Source organism: Bacteroides sp. NGMCC 1.200775 (assembly GCF_040798045.1).
Lineage (GTDB): Bacteria > Bacteroidota > Bacteroidia > Bacteroidales > Bacteroidaceae > Bacteroides > Bacteroides hominis.
The window spans coordinates 1,026,108-1,047,259 of the sequence record NZ_JASCQK010000001.1 but is presented as its reverse complement, the minus strand read 5'-3'; the positions used below and the strand labels follow the sequence as shown (position 1 = coordinate 1,047,259).

At 44.6% G+C, this 21,152-nt stretch carries 20 protein-coding genes; 5 read left to right on the top strand and 15 right to left on the bottom strand.

Going from position 1 to position 21,152, the window contains the following annotated elements; translation table 11 throughout:
• Nucleotides 1–23: 23 nt before the first annotated feature.
• Together QK890_RS04565 and QK890_RS04560 are read right to left on the bottom strand one after the other, a co-directional pair.
• Nucleotides 24–1,607, bottom strand: coding sequence for a response regulator (locus QK890_RS04565; RefSeq protein ID WP_367627218.1), 1,584 nt, complete (start codon nucleotides 1,605–1,607; stop codon nucleotides 24–26).
• Nucleotides 1,608–1,645: 38 nt separating this feature from the next.
• On the bottom strand, nucleotides 1,646–2,473 hold the full coding sequence (locus tag QK890_RS04560; RefSeq protein WP_367627217.1) for a hypothetical protein: 828 nt from the start codon (nucleotides 2,471–2,473) through the stop codon (nucleotides 1,646–1,648).
• A gap of 331 nt (nucleotides 2,474–2,804) precedes the next feature.
• Between QK890_RS04560 and QK890_RS04555 the strand changes: the two genes are divergently transcribed.
• Genes QK890_RS04555 through QK890_RS04545 form a run of 3 tightly spaced genes read left to right on the top strand, consistent with a single transcriptional unit; the run spans nucleotide 2,805 to nucleotide 6,758 of the window.
• Entirely contained in the window at nucleotides 2,805–4,163 is a 1,359-nt protein-coding gene (locus QK890_RS04555; RefSeq protein WP_032539797.1) for a dihydrolipoamide acetyltransferase family protein, read from the top strand.
• Nucleotides 4,164–4,195: 32 nt separating this feature from the next.
• Nucleotides 4,196–6,232 carry a thiamine pyrophosphate-dependent enzyme gene (locus QK890_RS04550; RefSeq protein WP_005819279.1) on the top strand — a complete coding sequence of 679 codons (2,037 nt, stop codon included), beginning with the start codon at nucleotides 4,196–4,198 and terminating at the stop codon, nucleotides 6,230–6,232.
• A gap of 16 nt (nucleotides 6,233–6,248) precedes the next feature.
• Entirely contained in the window at nucleotides 6,249–6,758 is a 510-nt protein-coding gene (locus tag QK890_RS04545) for a flavodoxin (RefSeq protein WP_032539796.1), read from the top strand.
• A gap of 168 nt (nucleotides 6,759–6,926) precedes the next feature.
• Here QK890_RS04545 and prmA read toward each other — a convergent pair whose 3' ends face one another.
• Nucleotides 6,927–7,769, bottom strand: coding sequence for a 50S ribosomal protein L11 methyltransferase (gene prmA / locus QK890_RS04540; protein WP_032539795.1), 843 nt, complete (start codon nucleotides 7,767–7,769; stop codon nucleotides 6,927–6,929).
• A 210-nt stretch (nucleotides 7,770–7,979) separates the two neighbouring features.
• Between prmA and QK890_RS04535 the strand changes: the two genes are divergently transcribed.
• Together QK890_RS04535 and QK890_RS04530 are read left to right on the top strand one after the other, a co-directional pair.
• Entirely contained in the window at nucleotides 7,980–9,311 is a 1,332-nt protein-coding gene (locus QK890_RS04535; protein WP_032539794.1) for a hypothetical protein, read from the top strand.
• 34 nt (nucleotides 9,312–9,345) lie between these two features.
• On the top strand, nucleotides 9,346–11,016 hold the full coding sequence (locus QK890_RS04530) for an OmpP1/FadL family transporter (protein ID WP_005809088.1): 1,671 nt from the start codon (nucleotides 9,346–9,348) through the stop codon (nucleotides 11,014–11,016).
• Between the two features lie 88 nt (nucleotides 11,017–11,104).
• On the opposite strand, the gene QK890_RS04525 is transcribed toward QK890_RS04530, so the two are convergent.
• The 12 genes from QK890_RS04525 to QK890_RS04470 all read right to left on the bottom strand — a co-directional run bounded on the left by QK890_RS04525 (nucleotide 11,105) and on the right by QK890_RS04470 (nucleotide 21,141).
• Complete coding sequence (locus QK890_RS04525; protein ID WP_005809086.1) at nucleotides 11,105–11,572, bottom strand: nucleoside deaminase; 468 nt, start codon at nucleotides 11,570–11,572, stop codon at nucleotides 11,105–11,107.
• 165 nt (nucleotides 11,573–11,737) lie between these two features.
• Nucleotides 11,738–12,631 (bottom strand): hypothetical protein, encoded by an 894-nt coding sequence (locus tag QK890_RS04520; protein ID WP_005809084.1) that lies wholly within the window; start codon nucleotides 12,629–12,631, stop codon nucleotides 11,738–11,740.
• 13 nt (nucleotides 12,632–12,644) lie between these two features.
• On the bottom strand, nucleotides 12,645–13,094 hold the full coding sequence (locus QK890_RS04515; RefSeq protein WP_005809082.1) for a DUF6108 family protein: 450 nt from the start codon (nucleotides 13,092–13,094) through the stop codon (nucleotides 12,645–12,647).
• A 28-nt stretch (nucleotides 13,095–13,122) separates the two neighbouring features.
• Nucleotides 13,123–13,548, bottom strand: a complete 426-nt coding sequence (locus QK890_RS04510) for a hypothetical protein (protein WP_032531879.1) — start codon at nucleotides 13,546–13,548, stop codon at nucleotides 13,123–13,125.
• Nucleotides 13,545–14,066, bottom strand: coding sequence for an RNA polymerase sigma factor (locus tag QK890_RS04505; RefSeq protein WP_032539793.1), 522 nt, complete (start codon nucleotides 14,064–14,066; stop codon nucleotides 13,545–13,547). Before QK890_RS04505 ends, QK890_RS04510 begins: the two co-directional genes overlap by 4 nt.
• A 213-nt stretch (nucleotides 14,067–14,279) precedes the next feature.
• Nucleotides 14,280–15,266, bottom strand: coding sequence for a Gfo/Idh/MocA family protein (locus QK890_RS04500; RefSeq protein WP_367627216.1), 987 nt, complete (start codon nucleotides 15,264–15,266; stop codon nucleotides 14,280–14,282).
• 193 nt (nucleotides 15,267–15,459) lie between these two features.
• On the bottom strand, nucleotides 15,460–16,284 hold the full coding sequence (locus tag QK890_RS04495) for a transporter substrate-binding domain-containing protein (protein ID WP_122296645.1): 825 nt from the start codon (nucleotides 16,282–16,284) through the stop codon (nucleotides 15,460–15,462).
• Nucleotides 16,285–16,292: 8 nt separating this feature from the next.
• On the bottom strand, nucleotides 16,293–18,335 hold the full coding sequence (locus tag QK890_RS04490) for a putative porin (RefSeq protein WP_032544017.1): 2,043 nt from the start codon (nucleotides 18,333–18,335) through the stop codon (nucleotides 16,293–16,295).
• A 122-nt stretch (nucleotides 18,336–18,457) separates the two neighbouring features.
• Nucleotides 18,458–19,000 (bottom strand): 2-oxoacid:acceptor oxidoreductase family protein, encoded by a 543-nt coding sequence (locus QK890_RS04485; protein ID WP_005776426.1) that lies wholly within the window; start codon nucleotides 18,998–19,000, stop codon nucleotides 18,458–18,460.
• 18 nt (nucleotides 19,001–19,018) lie between these two features.
• Complete coding sequence (locus QK890_RS04480) at nucleotides 19,019–19,780, bottom strand: thiamine pyrophosphate-dependent enzyme (protein WP_005776427.1); 762 nt, start codon at nucleotides 19,778–19,780, stop codon at nucleotides 19,019–19,021.
• 94 nt (nucleotides 19,781–19,874) lie between these two features.
• On the bottom strand, nucleotides 19,875–20,048 hold the full coding sequence (locus QK890_RS04475; protein WP_080720342.1) for a hypothetical protein: 174 nt from the start codon (nucleotides 20,046–20,048) through the stop codon (nucleotides 19,875–19,877).
• Between the two features lie 10 nt (nucleotides 20,049–20,058).
• Complete coding sequence (locus QK890_RS04470) at nucleotides 20,059–21,141, bottom strand: 3-methyl-2-oxobutanoate dehydrogenase subunit VorB (protein ID WP_005776431.1); 1,083 nt, start codon at nucleotides 21,139–21,141, stop codon at nucleotides 20,059–20,061.
• Between the last annotated feature and the right edge of the window lie 11 nt (nucleotides 21,142–21,152).

Genomic DNA, 21,152 nt, shown 5'->3' with positions numbered 1-21,152 from the left:
ATAGGATGGCCTGCAATATGATGTTAATCAAGATATTCGTGTAAAGTCTTTAGCAGAAGTTCCTTGTTTACCGGTTTTACGATATATGCGTTACAACCGGCTTCAAGTGCTGCTTCTTTGTCCGAGTTGAATGCATGTGCTGTTAAGGCGATAATGGGTAGGCTTTCATTTGTTCTTCTTATCCTTCGTGTAGCTTCCAGCCCATCGAGATGTGGCATTTTCATATCCATTAATATCAGGTCAAACTGTTCTGCCTTTGCTTTTTCTACAGCTTCGATTCCGTCCATTGCCCGATGGAGGCTATAGTTAGTGTGTTTTAATAAGGCGGTTATCAGCCGGTAGTTGCTATCGATATCTTCAGCTACTAATATTTTCTTTGGCTGGGGATCTGTCAGATCATTGAATCCGGCTGATGGTTTCTGTATAGCTCTGGATGAAGAGTCGGAGTCCGAAACTTCGATAATGTCAGTCTCTTTTGTGTCAGGTTCGCAGAACTCACATGGAATCCATGACCAGAAAGTAGATCCTACACCTTCTTTTGTCTCAAAACCTAATCGTCCACCACAGGCTTCGGTAATTGCCTTACAAATAGAAAGACCTAATCCTGTACCTTGTGCAAATTCGTCTAATTTCTCAAAGCGGTGATACACACGGGGTTTATTCTCTTCCGAAATGCCAATACCTGTATCTGACACATAGAAGCGGAGCCCTCCGTCACAACGTTCATATCCCATGCGGATAGTTCCTTTGGGAGTATATTTGATTGCATTCGTCGTGTAATTCAGCACCACTTGTGCCATTCGTTTGCTATCTAATTGTACGATACAGTGTTCGTATGGATTTTCGCAGATTAGTTTCACGTCCGGATTTGTCATTCGTTGTTGTGCCGAGTGATATAGCTCATTGAAGTAGATTGCCAAGTCGAGTTTATCTATCTTCCGGTCTACAAATCCGGCTTCAATTTTCGATAAGTCAAGTATGTCGTTAATCAAGCGCAACAGCAAGTCCGTATTTGTAGTGATAATCCGGTTAAATTCCATTTTTTCTTCTTGACTTTCAGTATTCATCAGCAAGCTTGAGAAGCCGACTATGGCATTGAGCGGTGTCCGTATTTCGTGGCTGATATTTGCCAGGAATGCCGATTTTAATTTGTCCGATTGTTCTGCACGTTCTTTGGCTTCACTTAGTTCTGAGATCAGGCGTTCGCGTTCCGAAACATCGTTAAGCCGGAGCACTACACCTTCTACCTTATCATGGCTGTTAAAAATAGGTGTAGCATAGGATTCTATCAGCCGGTTATTCAAATTGAGGACATGTCGTTCTGTTTGCCGGGAAAGCATTGCTTTTTGCATTACACAATCTTCGCAGGGAGTATTGCGACCGTATGTGGATTGATAGCAGAATGTTCCTTTCTTATAAGCTTCGTTTGAGATGCTGGTGGAGCAGGTGCCCAGGTTAGTCCATTGTACTATATGGTCAGTTGAGATATAAACCAGACCGGAATTACTGTTATTGAGTATCAGTTCGTTCTGTTGATTGGCTTTCAGGAGCGCGTCATTCAGTTTTTTCCATGACGAGATGTTACGACGGAAGCCGGTATAAACCAATACTTTTCCATTTTCATCTTTCAGAAAGGGAGTACCGCTTATGATATGATACAGTCCTGCCAGTCGGGATCGTATGCTGTTTTCACCCGTATGGGGATCTCATAAGAAAAATCCTTTCCTTCATCCATTGCATTGATATATTCGCGGACATTGGCAAGGTCTTCGAGATGATGCATTGCGCTAATATATTCTTCGGTTGGCATCAATGCATCATTGTTATAATTGGTCACCGGATCGTTATAGGATGAAAACAAACGACTCCGGTTGTCATATCGCCAGAGTACCAGGTTTGAAGCCTGTATAGCTTCATGAGATAGCCGGATGCTTTCTTCCAGTTGCTTTGCTTGTTCATACTCTTTGGTAATGTCATTCATGATAAAAACGTAATTCTGCATTTTACCATAAGAGTCGAATACCGGTGTACCGTTACAGCTGATACGTTTTATTTCATTACTGCGGTTAGTGTTGTAGAAACCTGTATTATTCACGATAGAGAAATCATAAGGAAAGTCTATTTGTATTTTCTTCTGGTGCTGAAAAGCTTCTTTCACAGCCAGTGGAATGACGGGGTTTTTCATGATTGGTATGGAGCCAAGTAACTCTTTTTTATCGGTTACTCCGAAGATTTTGCAACTACGTTCATTCAATCCTATCAGAACTCCTTCTTTGGAATATACTTCTACACCAACAGGAAGATCACCTAAAATCGCTTCGGTACGTAGGTTTTGCAGTTTTAGTGTTTCGTAAGCATCTTGCAGTGCGTTTGCCGTACTTCGTCGGTGCCTTGACATCCGGATCAGAATGACTGATAAGATAATGACGGCACAAGATGTCAGGAGAAGCAGAAGAGTTAATAAATATGTCATATCCTTGTTACTGATTTTAGTGAAAAACGTTACAGTTTAAAAACAAGTATACAAAAATACGTAATTTTTCATTAAAGCAGTATCTTGGAAACGCTTTTTTGAGCAGTACAACCTATTATTTTTGAATTTCACTTTAAAATATTCCAAAATGTTCGCTAAGAACATTTTTGTATAATCGCCCGGTGAATTTCAGGGGGAGTGATGGGGGCTTTATCAGTTACTTGGCAATCTTCTTTTTTCAAGCTATTACTTAAAAAAAACACTAACTTAAAACATTCTTTTTCAAAATCTTGTTCTACTTAAACAAGTGAAAGAATAAATAATTGTATGTATGGCAAGATTCGAAATAAAAATGCCCAAACTGGGCGAAAGTATTACCGAAGGAACCATTCTGTCATGGTCGGTACAAGTGGGCGACAGGATCAATGAAGATGATGTGCTTTTTGAAGTAAACACCGCTAAGGTGAGTGCGGAGATCCCTTCTCCCGTTTCCGGAAAGGTGGTGGAGATATTGTTTAAAGAAGGTGATACTGTGCCCGTGGGCACTGTAGTTGCTATTGTAGATATGGATGGAGAAGACTCCGTAGAAACATCGGAAACTGAAGGTTCCGCGGAAGATACATCTGTTTCCGAAGCGGCGGAAGTTTCAAGTGCCGCGTCTGCTCCGAATGTGAAAGCGGAAACTACTGTCTCGAAAGTAGAACGTTGGTACTCACCGGCAGTGCTCCAACTGGCACGGGAGGCAAAGATTCCCCAGGAAGAACTGGATGCGATCCCCGGGACAGGTTATGAAGGACGGTTAAGTAAAAAAGATATCCGTCATTATATTGAAATGAAAAAAGGTGCTCCGGTTGCCGATGCCCCTGTTGCGGTGTCTTCAGCGGTTAAGGTGAACACTCCTGCTTCTTCACCTGCGACTCCGGTTGCTGCTGAAATGCCAAAGAAACCTGTAGCTGTGGCTTCCCAGTCCCTCAGCCCCTCTGTTTCGGACGCATCGGTAGAGGTGAAAGAGATGGATCGTGTTCGTCGCATTATCGCCGACCATATGGTGATGTCGAAGAAAGTTTCTCCGCATGTGACCAACGTGGTTGAAGTCGATGTCACCCGGTTGGTTCGCTGGCGTGAAAAGAATAAGGATGTCTTCTTCCGTCGTGAAGGGGTGAAACTGACTTATATGCCTGCTATTGCTGAGGCTACGGCACAGGCATTGGCTGCCTATCCGCAAGTGAATGTGTCTGTGGATGGATATAACATTCTGTATAAGAAACATATTAATGTCGGCATTGCGGTTTCTCAGGATGACGGAAACCTGATTGTCCCTGTGATTCACGACGCTGATCGCCTGAATCTTAACGGACTTGCCGTAGCTATCGATTCGTTGGCGAAAAAGGCCCGGGTGAATAAGCTGATGCCCGATGATATTGACGGAGGTACGTTTACAATTACCAATTTCGGCACTTTTAAGATGTTGTTCGGTACGCCGATCATTAACCAGCCGCAGGTAGCAATACTTGGCGTGGGAGTTATCGAAAAAAAGCCGGCCGTAGTGGAGACTCCCGAAGGCGATGTGATTGCCATTCGTCATAAGATGTACTTGTCGCTCTCTTACGATCATCGGGTGGTGGATGGTTCGTTGGGAGGTAACTTCCTGCATTTCATTGCCGATTATCTGGAGAACTGGAAAGAGTGACTGCTGTGTGAAACTAACTAAAAAGATTGAAAATGAAGAAATATGATATAAAAACCACTGACGAACAGACCCTCCGCAAGTGGTATCATTTGATGACCCTGGGCCGCGCTCTCGATGAGAAAGCACCCGCCTATCTGCTGCAATCCCTTGGCTGGTCTTATCATGCTCCTTATGCCGGACATGACGGTATCCAACTCGCTATAGGGCAGGTTTTTACCCTTGGTGAAGACTATCTTTTCCCTTACTACCGGGATATGCTTACGGTTCTTTCTGCCGGAATGACACCGGAGGAGCTGATTTTGAACGGAATTTCGAAAGCTACCGATCCGGGCAGTGCCGGACGTCATATGTCCAATCACTTTGCCAAACCGGAATGGCACATCGAGAATATCTCTTCTGCTACCGGCACACATGATCTTCATGCGGCAGGCGTGGGACGCGCCATGGTATATTATGGACATAAAGGTGTTGCGATCACTTCACACGGAGAGTCCGCCACTTCCGAAGGCTTTGTCTATGAAGCCATCAACGGTGCCAGTAACGAACGTCTTCCGGTGATCTTTGTGTTTCAGGACAACGGTTACGGCATTTCTGTTCCCAAAAAGGATCAGACAGCCAACCGTAAAGTGGCCGATAATTTCTCCGGTTTTAAGAATCTCCGTATCATCCATTGCAATGGGAAAGATGTGTTCGACTCGATGAATGCCATGACCGAAGCTCGTGAGTTTGCTATTGCCAATCGTACTCCGGTCATTGTCCATGCTAATTGTGTCCGTATCGGTTCGCACTCCAATTCGGATAAGCATACGCTTTATCGTGACGAAAACGAGTTGGCTTATGTGAAAGAGGCCGATCCGTTAATGAAATTCCGCCGCATGCTATTGCGCTATAAACGCCTGACAGAGGAAGATCTCCAGCAAATAGAGGCTGCCGCTAAAAAGGAACTTGCCGCAGCCAATCGTAAGGCCTTGGCTGCTCCCGATCCGAAACCGGAAAGTATTTATGATTTTGTACTTCCCGAACCTTATATCCCTCAAAAGTATAAAGACGGGCTTCCGGGACCTGTTGAAGGAGAGAAGAGTTTTATGGTGAATGCCATCAACGAAACTCTCAAAGAAGAGTTCCGTCGTAACCCCGATACATTTATCTGGGGACAGGACGTAGCCAATAAGGATAAAGGAGGTGTATTCAATGTAACCAAAGGTATGCAGCAAGAGTTTGGTGATGCACGTGTATTCAGTGCCCCGATTGCTGAAGACTATATTGTGGGAACCGCTAACGGTATGTGTCGCTTCGACCCTAAAATACATGTTGTTATCGAAGGAGCTGAGTTTGCCGACTATTTTTGGCCAGCCGTAGAACAGTACGTGGAGTGTACGCACGAGTATTGGCGTAGTAACGGTAAGTTTACTCCTAATATAACACTTCGTCTGGCTTCCGGTGGTTACATTGGCGGTGGATTGTATCATTCGCAGAACCTCGAAGGGGCTCTTACGACTTTACCCGGTGCCCGCATCGTTTGTCCGTCGTTTGCCGACGATGCTGCCGGATTACTCCGCACCAGTATGCGTTCCAAAGGTTTCACTCTTTATCTGGAGCCGAAAGCACTTTACAACTCAGTAGAGGCTGCTGCTGTTGTGCCCGAAGAGTTTGAGGTCCCTTTTGGTAAAGCCCGTATCCGTCGCGAAGGAACCGACCTGACTGTAGTTACTTACGGGAATACGACTCATTTCTGCCTGAACGTAGCCGAACGTCTTGCTCAGGAGGGGTTGGGCAGTGTCGAAGTCATCGATCTCCGTTCGTTGATCCCATTGGATAAAGAGGCTATTTTTGCCTCTGTGCAGAAAACCGGTAAAGTATTGGTTGTACATGAAGATAAAGTCTTCTCCGGTTTCGGTGCTGAGATTGCCGCGCAGATTGCCGAAGAGATGTTCCGTTATCTGGATGCTCCGGTACAGCGTATTGGCTCCACCTTTACTCCGGTAGGTTTCAATCCGATATTGGAGCGTGCCATCCTGCCGAATGATGAAAAGATATATAAAGCAGCCAAAGAGTTGCTGGAATTTTAATTAAAAGCAAGCAATCATGAAAAAGATAGGAATATTTTATGCTGCCAAAGCTGATAAAACCTCTTGGGTAGCTGAAAAGATACAAAAGGAATTCGGTGCTTCCGCCGAGTCTGTGGCTATCGAAAATGCCTGGCAAAACGATTTTGAGGCTTATGACAACTTTATTGTCGGAGCTTCCACGTGGTTCGATGGTGAGTTGCCCACTTATTGGGACGAACTACTTCCCGAACTCCGTACTCTTCAGTTGAAAGGGAAGAAAGTTGCCATCTTCGGACTTGGCGACCAAGTGAAATATCCTGAAAACTTTGCCGATGGTATTGGTATTCTTGCCGAAGTATTTGAGAATGACGGAGCCACACTTGTTGGTTTCACCTCTATTGGCGGATATAGTTTCGAACGCTCACGGTCTTTGCGGGATGACAAGTGGTGTGGACTGGTTATTGATATTGAAAATCAGTCGGAAATGACTGATAAACGAATAAAAGACTGGTGCAAACAGGTAAAAAAAGAGTTTGAGAGCCAATAAGGACCTTTCAAGAGTAACAAAGAACTTTATTCAGAGGTAAGCTACGCAAATCCCACTAATTTCTTTGATGGATACAAAATCAGAATATTTGTGGGATTTGCGTTTATTGCTATGTTTCCTGCTCTTTTAGATGATTGAGCACAGGATGAATGTTCAAAGGAACTTTAATTAGAGTACAAATTTTACTGCTGTCCACCGATTCTTTTCCTGATGGTGTACAAATGTAAATCCGTTCTTTTCCGCTTCCTGTCGGATGACCGGAATATCATCTACATAAAATCCGCTCATATATAGCTCCGATCCCGGGTGCATGCATGCTGCATACTGTTTCATGTCATTCAGTAAGATATTCCGGTTGATATTGGCTATTACTACATCGAATGGTCCTTTTCCTGCCAAAGCCGAAGCATCTCCCTGAGAAACGGCAATATCTGTCACTCCGTTCAGTTCGATGTTCTCTATCGAATTACGTACACACCATTCGTCAATATCGATGGCTGTACAAGGTTGAGCTCCCCGCATCCGTGCAAGGATGGCCAGGATTGAAGTTCCGCATCCCATATCCAGCAAGGACTTACCGGTTAGCTCACTATCTAACAGTTCACCGATAATCAGGCTGGTTGTTTCATGGTGACCCGTCCCGAAAGCCATCTGCGGATTGATCACGATGTCATATTCCGCTTTGGGCACGTCTTGATGGAATGTACTATGAATCACACAACGGTTTCCGATCACAATGGGCTGAAAGAAATTCTTTTCCCACTCTTCGTTCCAGTTTTTATCTTCAGCTTCGGTAAATACATAAGTAATTTCCGTATCCGGTATCGGGAAGTTTGCCAGTTCAGTTTTCAGCGTCTCTTCATTGTAGAGTGATTGTTGAATATAAGCAGTCAGTCCGCCTTCCCGTTCGACAAAACTTTCAAATCCGGCCTCACCCAACACGGCAGCCAGTACATCATTCACCGTTTCGGTGCAAGGATGGGTATCAAAAGTGAACTCAAAGTACTTCATAAGTGTTTTTTTTATTTGCAAAAGTACGATTTAAAGAGATAGAAACAAAGTAAACATTGTTTTTATCGGGTTGAGATTTGTTAAGTTAAAGAACGGCAAAATAGGGAAATCCCTATTATTGTTTGGGGAAAATCTATCCGGTAGCGTGAATACCTTGCTTATCTTTGTAACGTGAATAAAAAGATAAAGTAACCAATAAACCACGGAAATATGAAAAAGATTGTTTTATTATCGCTGTTTGCCCTGTGCCTTCCACTGGCTGTGATGGCACAAAGCAATAATGACGACCTTTATTTCGTGCCTTCTAAGGAGAAAAAGCAGGAAGCAGAAAAGACTCCTGTAAAGAAGGTACCGGAAAAAAGGACAGTCACCACGAATATTTATACGGCTCCGGGTACTACGGTAGTGGTTCAGGACCGTAAAGGAAACAAACGCGATATGCGTGATGTGGATGAGTATAACCGCCGTTACGATGCTAAAGATAATGAGTTCGCAATGGAGGACGATACATTATATGTAAAAGAAAAAGCTGTCTCCGATCCGGATGGTGAATGGGTGAACGGGTTCAATGGCTCACAGGATGACTACGAGTACGCTGAACGCATCATTCGTTTCCGTAATCCCCGTTTTGCGGTGAGCATTAGCAGCCCGCTTTACTGGGACATTGTTTATGGAGCTAATTCTTGGGATTGGAATGTTTATACAGACGGTTTCTATGCTTATGCGTTCCCAACGTTTACCAACCGCTTGTGGTGGGATTGGCGTTATAACTCTTATGGTCCCGGATGGGGCTGGGGATGGGGATGGTCTTCACCTTATTACGCCTGGGGAGGCTATTATCCTGGTTATTGGGGTGGCTACTGGGGTGGTTACTGGGGCGGCTGGTATGGCGGCGGCTACTGGGGACATCACCATCATTATCATCCCGGATGGGGTGGTGGAGGCAGTTGGGCAGGAAGATACGATACTTATACCCGCCGTGGTTCGTCTGCTGTAAGAAGTAGCTATGGAAGTCCTTCAACTGTTCGTCGGTATGGTTCAGGTGCGGTTCGTTCCAATAGTGGTTCTGTTGTTCGTTCGTCCGGAACCTCCTCTTATAGCAGAGGACAAAATTCTGCCAGACGTGTGATTGGTACACGTGTAGTGGGAGAACGTCCGGGATCTACTACCCGTACAGATGCTTCTTCTTCACGCCGAAGCACTTATACGCGTCCAAGTAGTACACGCAGTAGTTCTTCTTACGAGGGTACTCGCGGTGGTGCTACTACCGGTTCTCCTTCTTACTCTGAGGGAGGCAGAAGGGCAAGTACTAGAAGTAGTTCTACTTATACCCGTGGCAGTTCGGCAACTCCTTCACGCAGTTATTCTAATGAAGGTACCACTCGTCGTTCGTACAACAGTACTCCTTCTCGCAGTAGCTCGTCTACGCGCAGTTATTCTTCACCATCCGGTAGCGGTTCACGTAGTTATTCTACTGGTGGCGGCGGTGGTTCTTCCCGTTCTTCCGGTGGAGGTGGCGGCTCTTCAAGAGGTAGAAGATAATAATGGAGATATTAACTTTAAAAGGCATTTGACGATGAAAAAAATAATAACTTTAGCAACTTTAGGGCTGCTGGTAGCAGCAGCCCCAATAGGTGCACAAACTGTGTACGATGCTGCCAAGATAACAGGAAAAGATCTGAATGGAACAGCCCGTTTTGTAGGAATGGGCGGTGCTATGGGGGCTTTGGGAGGTGATATCTCTACAATTGGAACTAACCCTGCGGGTATCGGTATTTATCGTAGCAATGATTTTATGACTTCTTTTGGCTTTTCTTCGTATGGGACCGAAAGTAAGTATTTGGGGAATAAATTAAGCTCGGATAAAATCCAAGGCTCTTTTGATAACCTGGGTTTTGTGTTTGCTACAAAAATAGGTAATGCAACTTCATTGCGTTATGTGAATTTTGGATTTAACTATCACAAGGCTAAGTCTTTTTATAAGAATATGAAGATGACAGGAGGACTTGGTAACAGTTCGCAGACCTATCAGATGGCCGAACAGGCAAGCGGTATATCAAAATGGGGAGATCATCCTTACGATGATCCGGAGATAGGATGGCTTTCCATATTGGGATATGACGGTTGGTTGATTAGTGATATTACAACTGATAAAATGAATGCAGCCGGCAAGCCTAATCCTCCGTATGTGGATAAAGATGGGAATCAAAGATATGACGTCAATGGTAAACCACTGTATACAACACCGGGCAATTATTATGGTATGTATGATGATGGTGTTGCCAACTTTAGCTCACAGGAACGTGGAGGAATCGATCAGTATGATTTTAATATTGCTTTCAATTTTAATGATCGGTTTTATCTGGGATTGACTATTGGAGCATATGCTGTTGATTATAGTAAGTACACTTATTATTCCGAAGCATATACAGGAGCACATGCACCACAGAATTACAACTTAAGAAGTTGGAATAAAGTAAGAGGTTCGGGCTTTGATGTAAAATTAGGTACAATTCTTCGTCCGTTCGAAGATTCTCCGTTCCGTATCGGTCTTGCTATCCATACTCCTACATTCTATAATTTGGATTATAAGACCAGTGCTTATTTGGAATCGGATGTGCTGAATGTTGAGACAGGGAAGATAGATCAGTGGTCTATAGATACAAGGGACAAGTTACCCGGAAATGGAGATATGGTACGTGAATTCCGGCTTCAGACTCCGTGGACTTACAATGTAAGTTTAGGATACACCGTGGGTACCAGTCTGGCATTAGGTGCTGAATATGAATATCAGGATTATTCAACGATGAAGTTCCGAGGACCGACCGGTTCAAGTTCAGAGTTTACGTTTGAAAATAGCACGAGACCTATGATGAAAGGTGTAAATACCCTCCGTCTTGGCCTTGAATATAAAGTGATTCCCCAGTTTGCTTTGCGTGCCGGTTATAATTACTCTTCGGCAATTTTCCATGGAGATGCTTTCAAAGATATGCCTTTTTATTCTATCCAGACAGATACTGATTGGGCAAATACGAAAGCTTTGAGCAATTATACTTTGGGTATTGGATATCGTGGATCTATGTTCTATGCAGATTTGGCTTACAAATTCTCTGCATATAAAGAAGATTTCTATCCGTTCGTAAATAAGTATGAGGAGAACAACGCAACTACGGTACTGACACCGGAAACAACCAAAGTAACAAATACCCGTAGCCAGGTATTGTTAACTTTAGGTCTGCGTTTCTAAACAGATTCCCAAGCAATTAAATTATAACTTTTGTGTGTATAGAAATCCCCGAAGAACGATGCAGTGTTCTTCGGGGATTCTTGTTTTATCAGTACTCTATCTTATCTTCTTTCTTCATCCACTCCTCAAAAGCTTTGATTGCTTCGTCGTGAAGTAATATCTCGGATGGCAACTTCCTGTCCTCAGGTTTCAGTTCCAATTCATCGTAAATAAACGAGTCGTCGAATCCGATGTTTTTGGCATCTGTCTTGTTATTGCCATAGTACATCTTGTCTAATCGTGCCCAATAGATAGCACCCAGGCACATGGGACATGGTTCGCAAGAGGTGTAAATCTCGTAACCGCTCAGGTTAAAAGTTCCCAGTTTTGAGGCGGCAGCACGGATAGCGCTTACTTCTGCGTGAGCGGTGGGATCGCACGAAGCTGTTACACGGTTAACACCTGTGGCTACTATTTCTCCATTTTTTGTGATAACGGCTCCGAAAGGGCCTCCTCCGTTTGCTACATTTTCTTTGGAAAGCTCAATCGCTTTCCGCATTAGTTCTTCTTTGGTCATGTGATATAAAAAAATCTATCGTTGATATTGTTATCTGTTTTTTGCAAATATAAACAATAAGAACGATAGATTGTTCCTTCAAGTTAAGAAATCGGCCTATTCTTTACGGATTGACAGGTTACTTTCATCTGCCGGGATGCGGCGGCTGACCGCTGGGGGCTATTGTTACCAATACCAGCAGAGGCCGAAAGAATAAGGATAAAGTTCGGGTCCTTTCTTGTGTTCGAAGAGGCTGTAGGTAGAATAGCGCAAATAAACTCCGATATCGCCATAACCTGCCTGTGCTAAAAGGTTGATGCCTATCGGATGAACATTCAGGTTATTGCCTAAATTTTCTTTATGTCCGTTTACTTTCGCCTTTGACTTAACCCCGTGGCGGATTTCTGCCTCAAGTCCGGCTGAGAAGAATAGAGGACCGTGTCCGTTACTGTGGCTAAATCTTTTTTGCCATTCCAATGTTACCGGAATGCGGAAATAGAAATAGCGTAACCGGCTTTTGCTGTAAACTTCTTCATCTGGAATCCCCGGAACAATGTTTGTGATTCCATCGGTTTGTCTGAAAGCGTAGTTGCCACCCAGACGGAAGGAGCGATATCCCCAGCCTAAGCCTGTCGTTATGCCCCATTGGCGATCACGTGAGAGCGTCAGGGAACCTTGAAACAGGTTAAAACCAATTTCCCAAGACTTATTTGCATTGACGTCCAATCCGTTCGGAGTGTTGAAATTGATACCGTCGGAGAGCCGTGTGTATCCCATATAGATCCCGGCAATATGCGGTTCAAACCGATAATAGTTCTTTCTCTTAACAAAAGGCATGGTGAATGCTGTGCGGCGTTCGGTTGTTTGTCCGTCCGTATAGATTCCTTCGAATATCTGATCGTTCTCTATCGTATCACCGCGCGAAGACTGTTCGTAAAGTTTTACCTTTATTTTCCCCTCTTTTTCTTTAATCAGGATTTTGCGTCCGTTTACGTAAAGAGTCGTGTCTTGCGAAACGCTTTCTTGAGCCATTCCCGCCATCGGGATCAGCATAAACAGTAATAAATAAATGTGTTTCATACTCTTATAATGTTTAGTTTTTCTTCATAAATAACATGGTTACCAAATCATCTGCATCCAACTCGCCTTCGATGTAAATCAAGGTAGCCGAGCCTTTCTTGCCGGTTTTGAAGAGGATGAACCGGTTGACATCTTCTTTTAGTTGGGGTAACTGATAATAGCCGGACTGTATTTGTCCGCCTGCTACTACTTCCTTTACTTTCCTGGCCTTTCTCTTGTCGGCTTCCAGGCAGTTGAGAATATCGGGCAAAGCTTCTTCGACGTCTTTAAAAACAAGGCTTTTATAGAGAGTCATCTGATAGGTTTCCAGCATCTCATTGGATAACTCTACCATAGTCACTCCTTTCTGTTTGCCGTATTTCTGGAATACGGAAGCTATTTGCAGTCCCTGTTGTGCTCTTACCATGCCCGAGGCAACGGTGAGCAGCAGGACAATCCATGTGGTGCGAATGACTTTATTCATACATCGTTTCTTTTATTGTTTTCTTTTTTTATTCGGAGAATAGCGTGGCAAACACTTCCTCTTCGCTGATACTGACATCACGGAATGCTACCATGGCCTGTTCGCGCACCAGTCGGGTGTCGGTATAGCATTTTCCGTCGATGATTACATAATTTCCGGTAGAGGTGCTGAAATGTTGGTTGAGGCCGGCGATACCCAGCACAATCAACATTCCGGCAGCTATTCCGCTGAATATGTATAGCAGACGGCGGCGCAGAGGAACGGAAGTTTTCGGAACTCCGGAGCCGGCAATCTTGCTTTGCCGGTTCTCTTCGCTGAAGAAAGCAAACATCGGGCCATACATCTGCAGATGTTCCGGTACGATGCCCTGAGTGAAAAAACGGCGGAGCTCACGTTCTTCCTCACAGTTGGTTTCCCCTTCAAAATACTTGTTCAATAATTCTTCTATATTCATGCTTCGTTTCTCCTTTTTCTTTGTTGTATGGTTTGTTGGTAAATGTCTCTCACTTTTTTCCGTGCCCTGCTTAGGTTGCTGCGGATGGCTTCGGCACCGCATCCTGTTATCTCGGCGATTTCCTCGTTTTCATACTCTTCAACATCTTTCATCCTCAGGATGGTTTGTTGCAGAGGTGGTAGCGTGCCGATTATTTCGCGCATCAGGCGGAATTCGTCTTTCTCTTCCAGTAAGCGTTCGGGGGTGGCAGACGGACTGGCAGCTTGTACGCTGTCGAGCGATAGGTTGTCCATATGTTTTCCCCGCCAGATGTCCATACAGGTATGGTGCGTCATTGTCATGGCAAGTGCTTCAATGCTGTGGTACTCGTCCAGTTTCAGGCGGAGGTTCCATAGTTTCAGCATTACTTCTTGCACGGCATCTTCAGCATCCGAATGGTCATCGGTCAACTTCCGCGCATAATTAAGTAATTTGTTGCGGAGTGGAAGAACGGCTATTTTGAATTGTTTTAGTTCCATTTACATAAGCAAGACGGAAGAGGAAGGAAAACGTGACATGGAAAAGATAAAAAAAAACGATGAACTAATTATCAGCGCTGAACGATCAATGATGAATGGTGCTTTAATAGGCCGAAAGCATAAGGAAAAAACAATCTCTATTGTTCATCAGTCATTGTTCACCGTTGATCGTTCAGCGTGGATGATTCATTCATCGTTCAAAACGTTTATCGTTTAGATCTTTCCAAGTATTTTATCCATGACCCAATTGGTAGTTGTGGCACTTTCGCCGTCACAGGAACAAGTCGATTTTCCAAGAAGATGGTCTACCACGGCTTGAATCAAAGGCTGCTGCACGTGTTCGGGGTTTTCTACAACTATTTCTTCACGTCCTCTTTCGGTGTGAAGGGCAATCGGGTCATAGGTGAATACGGAGAAACAGATCATGCCATTATCACCGATAATCTCAATGCGGTCTTCGCGAGCCGAATCATGGGCAACGAAGCACCATGAACCGCTTCCTACCAAGCCGTTGTCGAACTGGAAACAAGCACTCAATGTATCTTCTGCTGGATAAAGTCCCCCACGGTTACTCTTATATCCGCTGGCTTCAAGAATACAACCGAACATTTCCTGTAGAAGATCGATCTGGTGGGGGGCAAGGTCATAAAAATATCCTCCTCCGGCAATGTCTGCCTGTACACGCCAAGGCAGGTTCTCTCTGTTGTAATCCAAGTCGCGTGGGGGTTGGGCGAAACGTATCTGCACGTTAATCACATTTCCGATAGTTCCTTTGTCTACCAGTTCCTTGACTTTCATGAAATAAGGCAGATAGCGCCGGTAGTAAGCTACAAAGCAGGGTACTCCTGTCTCTTGAGAAATACGGTTGATACGGGCGCATTCTTCGTAAGTTTGCGCCATTGGCTTTTCGATATAAACCGGTTTTCCGGCTTTCATGGACATGATGGCATAAGTGGCGTGTGAAGAGGGCGGAGTAGCTATGTATACGGCATTTACATCCGGGTCGTCTATTAACTCTTGTGCGTCGTCATACCACTTCGGTATGTTCCGCTCTTTAGCATAGGCTTTGGCTTTTTTACCGTCACGGCTCATGACTGCCACTACTTTGGAGCCTTCTACTTTCTGAAAAGCAGGTCCACTTTTGTATTTGGTCACCTCTCCGCAACCAATGAATCCCCATTTTATAATCTTATCGCTCATATTTTTTTATTTATCCATCCGCAAATATACTCAATTCTGCTGAAAGCGACGAATGATTTACAGTTATCATAATAGAGACTCTCTGTGCCCGTTTCTTAGTTAACATTCTCCGGTTGCACAACTCCGTATGCTACCAGTTGCGCAACTGGTAATCGTAGTCTTTAAATGAATTGGAAAGAAGGGGAGGGAGTTGTTACTGCTTTCCGTAGTATTTACGATAGATGGCCTGATATTCACCTTTCTTTCGGAAGTCGGACAGCCATGTATTCAGGCTATCGAGCAGAGCAGGGGACTGCTTGCTGACTCCCCACGAGTAAAATTGGGTGAAACTGATAGCAGTATTAATATCGAGTTGAGGCAATGAATCTACGGCTATCCGGGCGATGCTCTCGTCACATACGGCAAAATCGATATCCCCATGCGCAACCATCGCAATCAGTTGTTCGGAACCATATTTTTCTACTTCGTTTACATAGATTGTATCACCTATTTCATTGCTGAGGTTGCGTATTCTAAGAATGGATGGAGAACCTTTTACTACGTTCAGTGTTTTGCCGGCCAGGTCGAGTTGGCTTCTGATAGCAAGCGAGTCGTTCTCTTCGGCTTTGCGTTGCACCAGGACTTGTTTGCTCAAGATAATGGGTGAGGTGAGGAGCAGAGAGTCTTTCAGTTCACTTGTTGTCGGTATACCATAAGCTACTACGTCATAGGTGCCATTGGCCAATCCTTCCAGCCGTTGGTTGAAACTCATCACCGGAGAGACCTGTACTTGCAAGCCCTTGTCACGTGCAAATGCCTCTATCAATTCATAATGAAATCCCGAAACGGTATCTCCATCCACATAAAAACTGATGGAGTTATATTCCGTGGCAGCATGGAGGATGCCGCTTTCTTCGATCTCTGCGTAGTTGCGCGGATGTCCTTGCGGCTTCTCTTTACAAGGCCAGAATGTGACAACGAGGGCTGATATCAGTCCTAATACTACATATTTCAGATATTTAGGCTTCAATAGATTCATGGTAGCGATTAATCGTAGAAGTTCCAGGAAACACCGATCTTAAACAGGCGCGGATTGATGGGATAGTGGGGCGACAGGAAGTAATTCGAGTTACCCATTCCCTGATTGACGTGATACATCATTGCGAAAAGACGCGTGCGTTTCAGTTGCAGGTTGGCATATACATTGATGATGGGGTAACCGCCAATCTTTACCTGATCGTCTTCCGGTTGCAGATGAAACTGCTGGATGGCCGGGGTATATGCCGGGGCATAATACTTGGTAAAATAGCGTACATCGGCTCCCAACTGCACATGAAGCACTTTTTTCGCCAAGGTTGTCTGGATGTAGAAATTATGGTAAAGTGAAAGCTCCGGTAAGGGCAATACGGTAGTGTTGCTCGACTTTTGCCAGGTCACTTCATTGTCCAGATGGAAAATACCCAATCGGAAATTCTGCGACAGAGTGGCGGAAAGCACCTGAATATTACCGTCATTCTGCTGAGGGAGTGCCTTTTGATTGAAGTACGTATAGTTTTTAATATTTTCTACTCCGGCTTTCAGGTGGGTCTGCCAATGCTCGATGTTCAGCTCGCCTTCCAGGCGTGTGCGGAACTCTTTGTCCATATTGTCATTATCCCAGTAGAAGTATTTAGAATGATAATGACGCATATAAAATGCCGGAAGGGTATTACTAATTGATCCGCGGGCAATAAAGCTGACCGTATCTTTCCATAAGCGGAAGTTCAGGTCGAGATCGGCATTGACACGGAACTGCCCAATCGCTTTATCCAGAATACCTACTTCGCCCATGGCACGGTAATGGAGCGTTTTTCCCTGACGTTTGGCCAATTCACCCCCGACAAAAACTTCGTGTTCACTGTATTTATCTACACTCACGGAGTCTCTGTCCATTAGCCGGTAATTGCTTAGCTTATGTGAGATAAAGGCAGTCAATCCGACTTTGGCATATTTATTAAAACCTTCAAGCAGAGCGATTCCCAATGTATTTTTTACTCCGATATAGCTGGTAGAGTCATTCACCAGCTTATTGCCCGGCTGGATATACGCTTCCGGGTAGATTTTGTACAATTCGTCCTCGGAAGTGAACTGGTGGCGGGCACGTTCCACTTTCATTGTATGGATGAAGCTGGTAACCGGAACAAATTCCGTCTTTTCCGTACTGGTGGTATCGTCTTTGGCTTTGGCCACTTCACGAGTGAATCCCAGTTTGTAACGTTGGGTGAGGAATATGTAAAAGTCCTTGTTACGATTGGCACTTTTGCTTAACAGGGTGGGAATGTTCTGTGATTCATATTCCTTTTTTCCCTCTGCCATTTCTTCCGGGCGGGTGATGTAACGGTCATCGGTGATACCGCCGTTTTCATTCATCTTTAGATAGTTGTTGCTATAAAGCAATGTCGCTTCGTAGCGGTCGCCTATATAACTTCCGAAGAGTGCGGCATTAAAGAAAGAAGTGTTTTGATTGTTGTAATAACCTCGTCCGTACAGATAATCGAAGTTGAAACCAAATGCCAGTTGTTTGTTTACATTTACTGAGAAATAGGACTTAAATCGCTCCTCTCCGTTCACTTTATTACCGGCTTTATAATAGCTAAGATTGGTGAAAGGCACGTTACTGTTAGTAAAGTTGAATTCGTCAGGACGGACAAAAAAACTGGAGAATGGCTCCATAAAAATGGTCGGTTCTGCGTCACGGCGTTCGAAAAAGAGACGTGACAGGCGGGGAGAACCTAAGTTACCCAGATAATTATAATGCCCTCTCAGGCCTTCCACTAAATTGGTGTTTTGAAACATGTGGGTTGCCGTATCAGCGGGTATTTTCTGGATTGTTCCCAGGTTTTCGCTGACATGCCACATATAGAGTTTTGGGGGAAGTCCTTGTATTTCAACGTCTGTACTGTCCTCATGCACCCGCATGGCCGGGTCTATTTGGTTACCGTTGGCATCTCTACCGGTACGGGGATCGACTTGTTGTGTAGGATTGAACTGTGCCTGTGCGGTCAGTAAACCTACGACAAGGAGTATATATGTAAGTAGGATTCGTCTCATAATTAGCCGCAAAGATACTTATTAAAATGAGAATTGAGAATTGAATTTTAAAAATTATCCGGTTTCCCAGGCTGTAGCATAGCTAATAATTTTTAAATTTCGATTCTCAATTCTCAGTCGGCTTAAACCTCTCTGATCAGTTCCATACCTTTTTTGATGGCTTCTTCATTCATCGGAATCAAGTGATGGTGACGTTCGGGTAATGTTTTTTTCAGACCTTTCACTACATTCTCTAATGTAACGATGGGGCGAAGCTTCAGTAATCCTCCCAGTACAATCATGTTGAATGCTTTGGCATTGTTCATCTCGTTGGCCGCATCCATTGCATCGATGCGGTATACTTTGATGTCTTTGCGGGTAGGAGGGTTAATGATTCCGTATCCGTCATAAATCAGGATACCACCTGGCTTTACACGGCTTTCGAACTTTTCAAGTGAAGGCTGATTCAGAATGATGGCTGTGTCATATTTACTCAAAATCGGTGAGGATATTTTGTCGTCGCTTACAATGACTGTAACGTTGGCTGTACCGCCACGTTGTTCAGGACCATAAGCCGGCATCCAGGTCACTTCTTTGCCTTCCATCAGTCCGGAGTAAGCTAAAATCTTTCCCATAGACAGTACACCCTGTCCACCGAATCCTGCTATAATTATTTCTTCTTTCATCTTAATAATATTAAATTATTATTTATCTTTCAGGTCGCCCAAAGGATAGAACGGGAACATGTGTTCTTCCATCCATTTGTTGGCTTTCTCCGGAGTCATTTTCCATCCGGAACTACAGGTTGAAACGATTTCTACCAGGTTGGAACCTTTTCCGTTCATTGAGTTCTCGAATGCTTTACGAATCGCTTTTTTAGCTTTTCGGATGGCGGGAACTGTTTGTACCGATTGGCGGGTTACGTAAGCTGTACCTTCCAGTTGAGCAGCGATTTCAGTAATCTTCAGCGGATAGCCGTGGAGTTCCGGATCACGTCCGTAAGGGCAGGTAGCCGTCTTCATTCCCATCAGGGTTGTAGGAGCCATTTGTCCTCCGGTCATACCGTAGATGGCGTTGTTGATGAAGACAATCGTAATATTTTCACCACGATTCAGTGCATGGATGGTTTCTGCCGTACCGATGCAGGCAAGGTCGCCGTCTCCCTGGTAAGTAAATACCAGGCGGTCAGGCCAGAGGCGCTTGATGGCTGTAGCAAGCGCGGGTGCACGTCCATGGGCAGCCTCTTGCCAGTCGATGTCAAGGTAATTATATATGAATACAGCGCAACCTACAGGTGAGATACCGACTGCTTTGTCTTCCAATCCCATCTCCTCAATTACTTCGGCAATCAGTTTATGTACTACGCCGTGGCTGCAACCCGGGCAATAGTGCATGCCATTGTCATTCATCAGAGTCGGTTTTTTATAAACCAGATTCTCGGGCTTGATTATTTCTTCTTTCGTCATAACTTCTTTTTTTAATCTTTAAGTCACTGAACTTATGGTTTTAAGTTCGGAGGTTTTAAGTCTCACGGATTTGAAAACACAAAAACTCAGAAACTTATCTGTTGGTGAACCGTATAAAAAACTCCATCAGCTTGACAAAGATTGCCGCGCCGCATACGTAGATAAACACCTTAAAGTCATCCTTCGCTACGAAGTAGGTGACAATAGCCGCCAGGGCCAATATCATAAACAGTATGTTCAATACGTTTCTTATTTTATCGGGATTCATCGTACTGTAGTTATTTGATTAATTGTTCTTTCAATGCAGTTACTATTTCGTCCGGGTCGGGAACAATGCCTCCCAGGCGGCCGAAATGTTCTACTTTCACTTTTCCGTTTACCGCTAAGCGGACGTCTTCTACCATCTGTCCGGCGTTCAGCTCGGTTACCAGCATACCTTTTACCTTATTGGCATACTCGGCAATTGCTTTTGTCGGGAACGGCCATAAAGTGATGGGACGAAGCATACCGACTTTAATGCCTTCTTCACGTGCCAGCTCCATGGCTTTCTGACCGATACGTGCCATTGAGCCAAAAGCTACGATCAGATATTCTGCATCTTCGCAGTCTATTTCTTCGAAACGTACTTCGTTTTCTTCAATTACTCTGTACTTCGCCTGGAAGCGCAGGTTGTTCTTTTCCATCTCTTCCGGACGCAACTCCAGTGAAGTAATGATGTTGGGCTTGCGGTCTTTCGTCTTTCCGGTAGAAGCCCAAGGACATTGTGCTATGACTTCTGCTTCCGTACGACGAGCTTTGGCGGGAGGAAGAACGACTTTTTCCATCATCTGTCCGATGACACCATCTGCAAGGATGATTGCCGGATTGCGATATTTAAACGCAAGCTCGAAAGCGAGTCCGACAAAATCTGCCATTTCCTGAACAGATGCCGGAGCCAGTGCGATAAGTTTATAGTCGCCATGCCCTCCTCCTTTCACTGTCTGGAAATAGTCTGCCTGACTGGGCTGGATGGTACCCAATCCGGGACCACCGCGCATCACATTCACGATCAGACATGGAAGTTCGGCACCTGCCAGATAAGAGATACCTTCCTGTTTCAGGCTGACACCGGGGCTTGATGATGAAGTCATCACCATTTTGCCGCTGCCCGCACCGCCATAAACCATATTGATAGCTGCCACTTCACTTTCTGCCTGAAGAACTACCATACCGGTAGTTTCCCAGGGTCTCAGTTCGGCAAGAGTTTCCAACACCTCCGATTGCGGAGTAATAGGATATCCGAAGTATCCGTCGGCACCACAGCGGATGGCCGCATGGGCGATGGCTTCGTTTCCTTTCATTAATACAACTTCTTCTGCCATATTCTTTTCTT

What these genes read in the sequence shown, in the direction of transcription:
- QK890_RS04555 (WP_032539797.1), top strand. Translation starts at nt 2,805, where the DNA reads ATGGCAAGATTCGAAATAAAAATGCCCAAACTGGGCGAAAGTATTACC.
- QK890_RS04550 (WP_005819279.1), top strand. Translation starts at nt 4,196, where the DNA reads ATGAAGAAATATGATATAAAAACCACTGACGAACAGACCCTCCGCAAG.
- QK890_RS04500 (WP_367627216.1), bottom strand. Translation starts at nt 15,266, where the DNA reads ATGAGCGATAAGATTATAAAATGGGGATTCATTGGTTGCGGAGAGGTG.
- QK890_RS04530 (WP_005809088.1), top strand. Translation starts at nt 9,346, where the DNA reads ATGAAAAAAATAATAACTTTAGCAACTTTAGGGCTGCTGGTAGCAGCA.
- QK890_RS04535 (WP_032539794.1), top strand. Translation starts at nt 7,980, where the DNA reads ATGAAAAAGATTGTTTTATTATCGCTGTTTGCCCTGTGCCTTCCACTG.
- QK890_RS04490 (WP_032544017.1), bottom strand. Translation starts at nt 18,335, where the DNA reads ATGAGACGAATCCTACTTACATATATACTCCTTGTCGTAGGTTTACTG.
- QK890_RS04475 (WP_080720342.1), bottom strand. Translation starts at nt 20,048, where the DNA reads ATGAATCCCGATAAAATAAGAAACGTATTGAACATACTGTTTATGATA.
- QK890_RS04510 (WP_032531879.1), bottom strand. Translation starts at nt 13,548, where the DNA reads ATGAATATAGAAGAATTATTGAACAAGTATTTTGAAGGGGAAACCAAC.
- QK890_RS04525 (WP_005809086.1), bottom strand. Translation starts at nt 11,572, where the DNA reads ATGACCAAAGAAGAACTAATGCGGAAAGCGATTGAGCTTTCCAAAGAA.
- QK890_RS04520 (WP_005809084.1), bottom strand. Translation starts at nt 12,631, where the DNA reads ATGAAACACATTTATTTATTACTGTTTATGCTGATCCCGATGGCGGGA.
- QK890_RS04515 (WP_005809082.1), bottom strand. Translation starts at nt 13,094, where the DNA reads ATGAATAAAGTCATTCGCACCACATGGATTGTCCTGCTGCTCACCGTT.
- QK890_RS04480 (WP_005776427.1), bottom strand. Translation starts at nt 19,780, where the DNA reads ATGACGAAAGAAGAAATAATCAAGCCCGAGAATCTGGTTTATAAAAAA.
- QK890_RS04545 (WP_032539796.1), top strand. Translation starts at nt 6,249, where the DNA reads ATGAAAAAGATAGGAATATTTTATGCTGCCAAAGCTGATAAAACCTCT.
- QK890_RS04560 (WP_367627217.1), bottom strand. Translation starts at nt 2,473, where the DNA reads ATGACATATTTATTAACTCTTCTGCTTCTCCTGACATCTTGTGCCGTC.
- QK890_RS04485 (WP_005776426.1), bottom strand. Translation starts at nt 19,000, where the DNA reads ATGAAAGAAGAAATAATTATAGCAGGATTCGGTGGACAGGGTGTACTG.
- QK890_RS04470 (WP_005776431.1), bottom strand. Translation starts at nt 21,141, where the DNA reads ATGGCAGAAGAAGTTGTATTAATGAAAGGAAACGAAGCCATCGCCCAT.
- prmA (WP_032539795.1), bottom strand. Translation starts at nt 7,769, where the DNA reads ATGAAGTACTTTGAGTTCACTTTTGATACCCATCCTTGCACCGAAACG.
- QK890_RS04495 (WP_122296645.1), bottom strand. Translation starts at nt 16,284, where the DNA reads ATGAATCTATTGAAGCCTAAATATCTGAAATATGTAGTATTAGGACTG.
- QK890_RS04505 (WP_032539793.1), bottom strand. Translation starts at nt 14,066, where the DNA reads ATGGAACTAAAACAATTCAAAATAGCCGTTCTTCCACTCCGCAACAAA.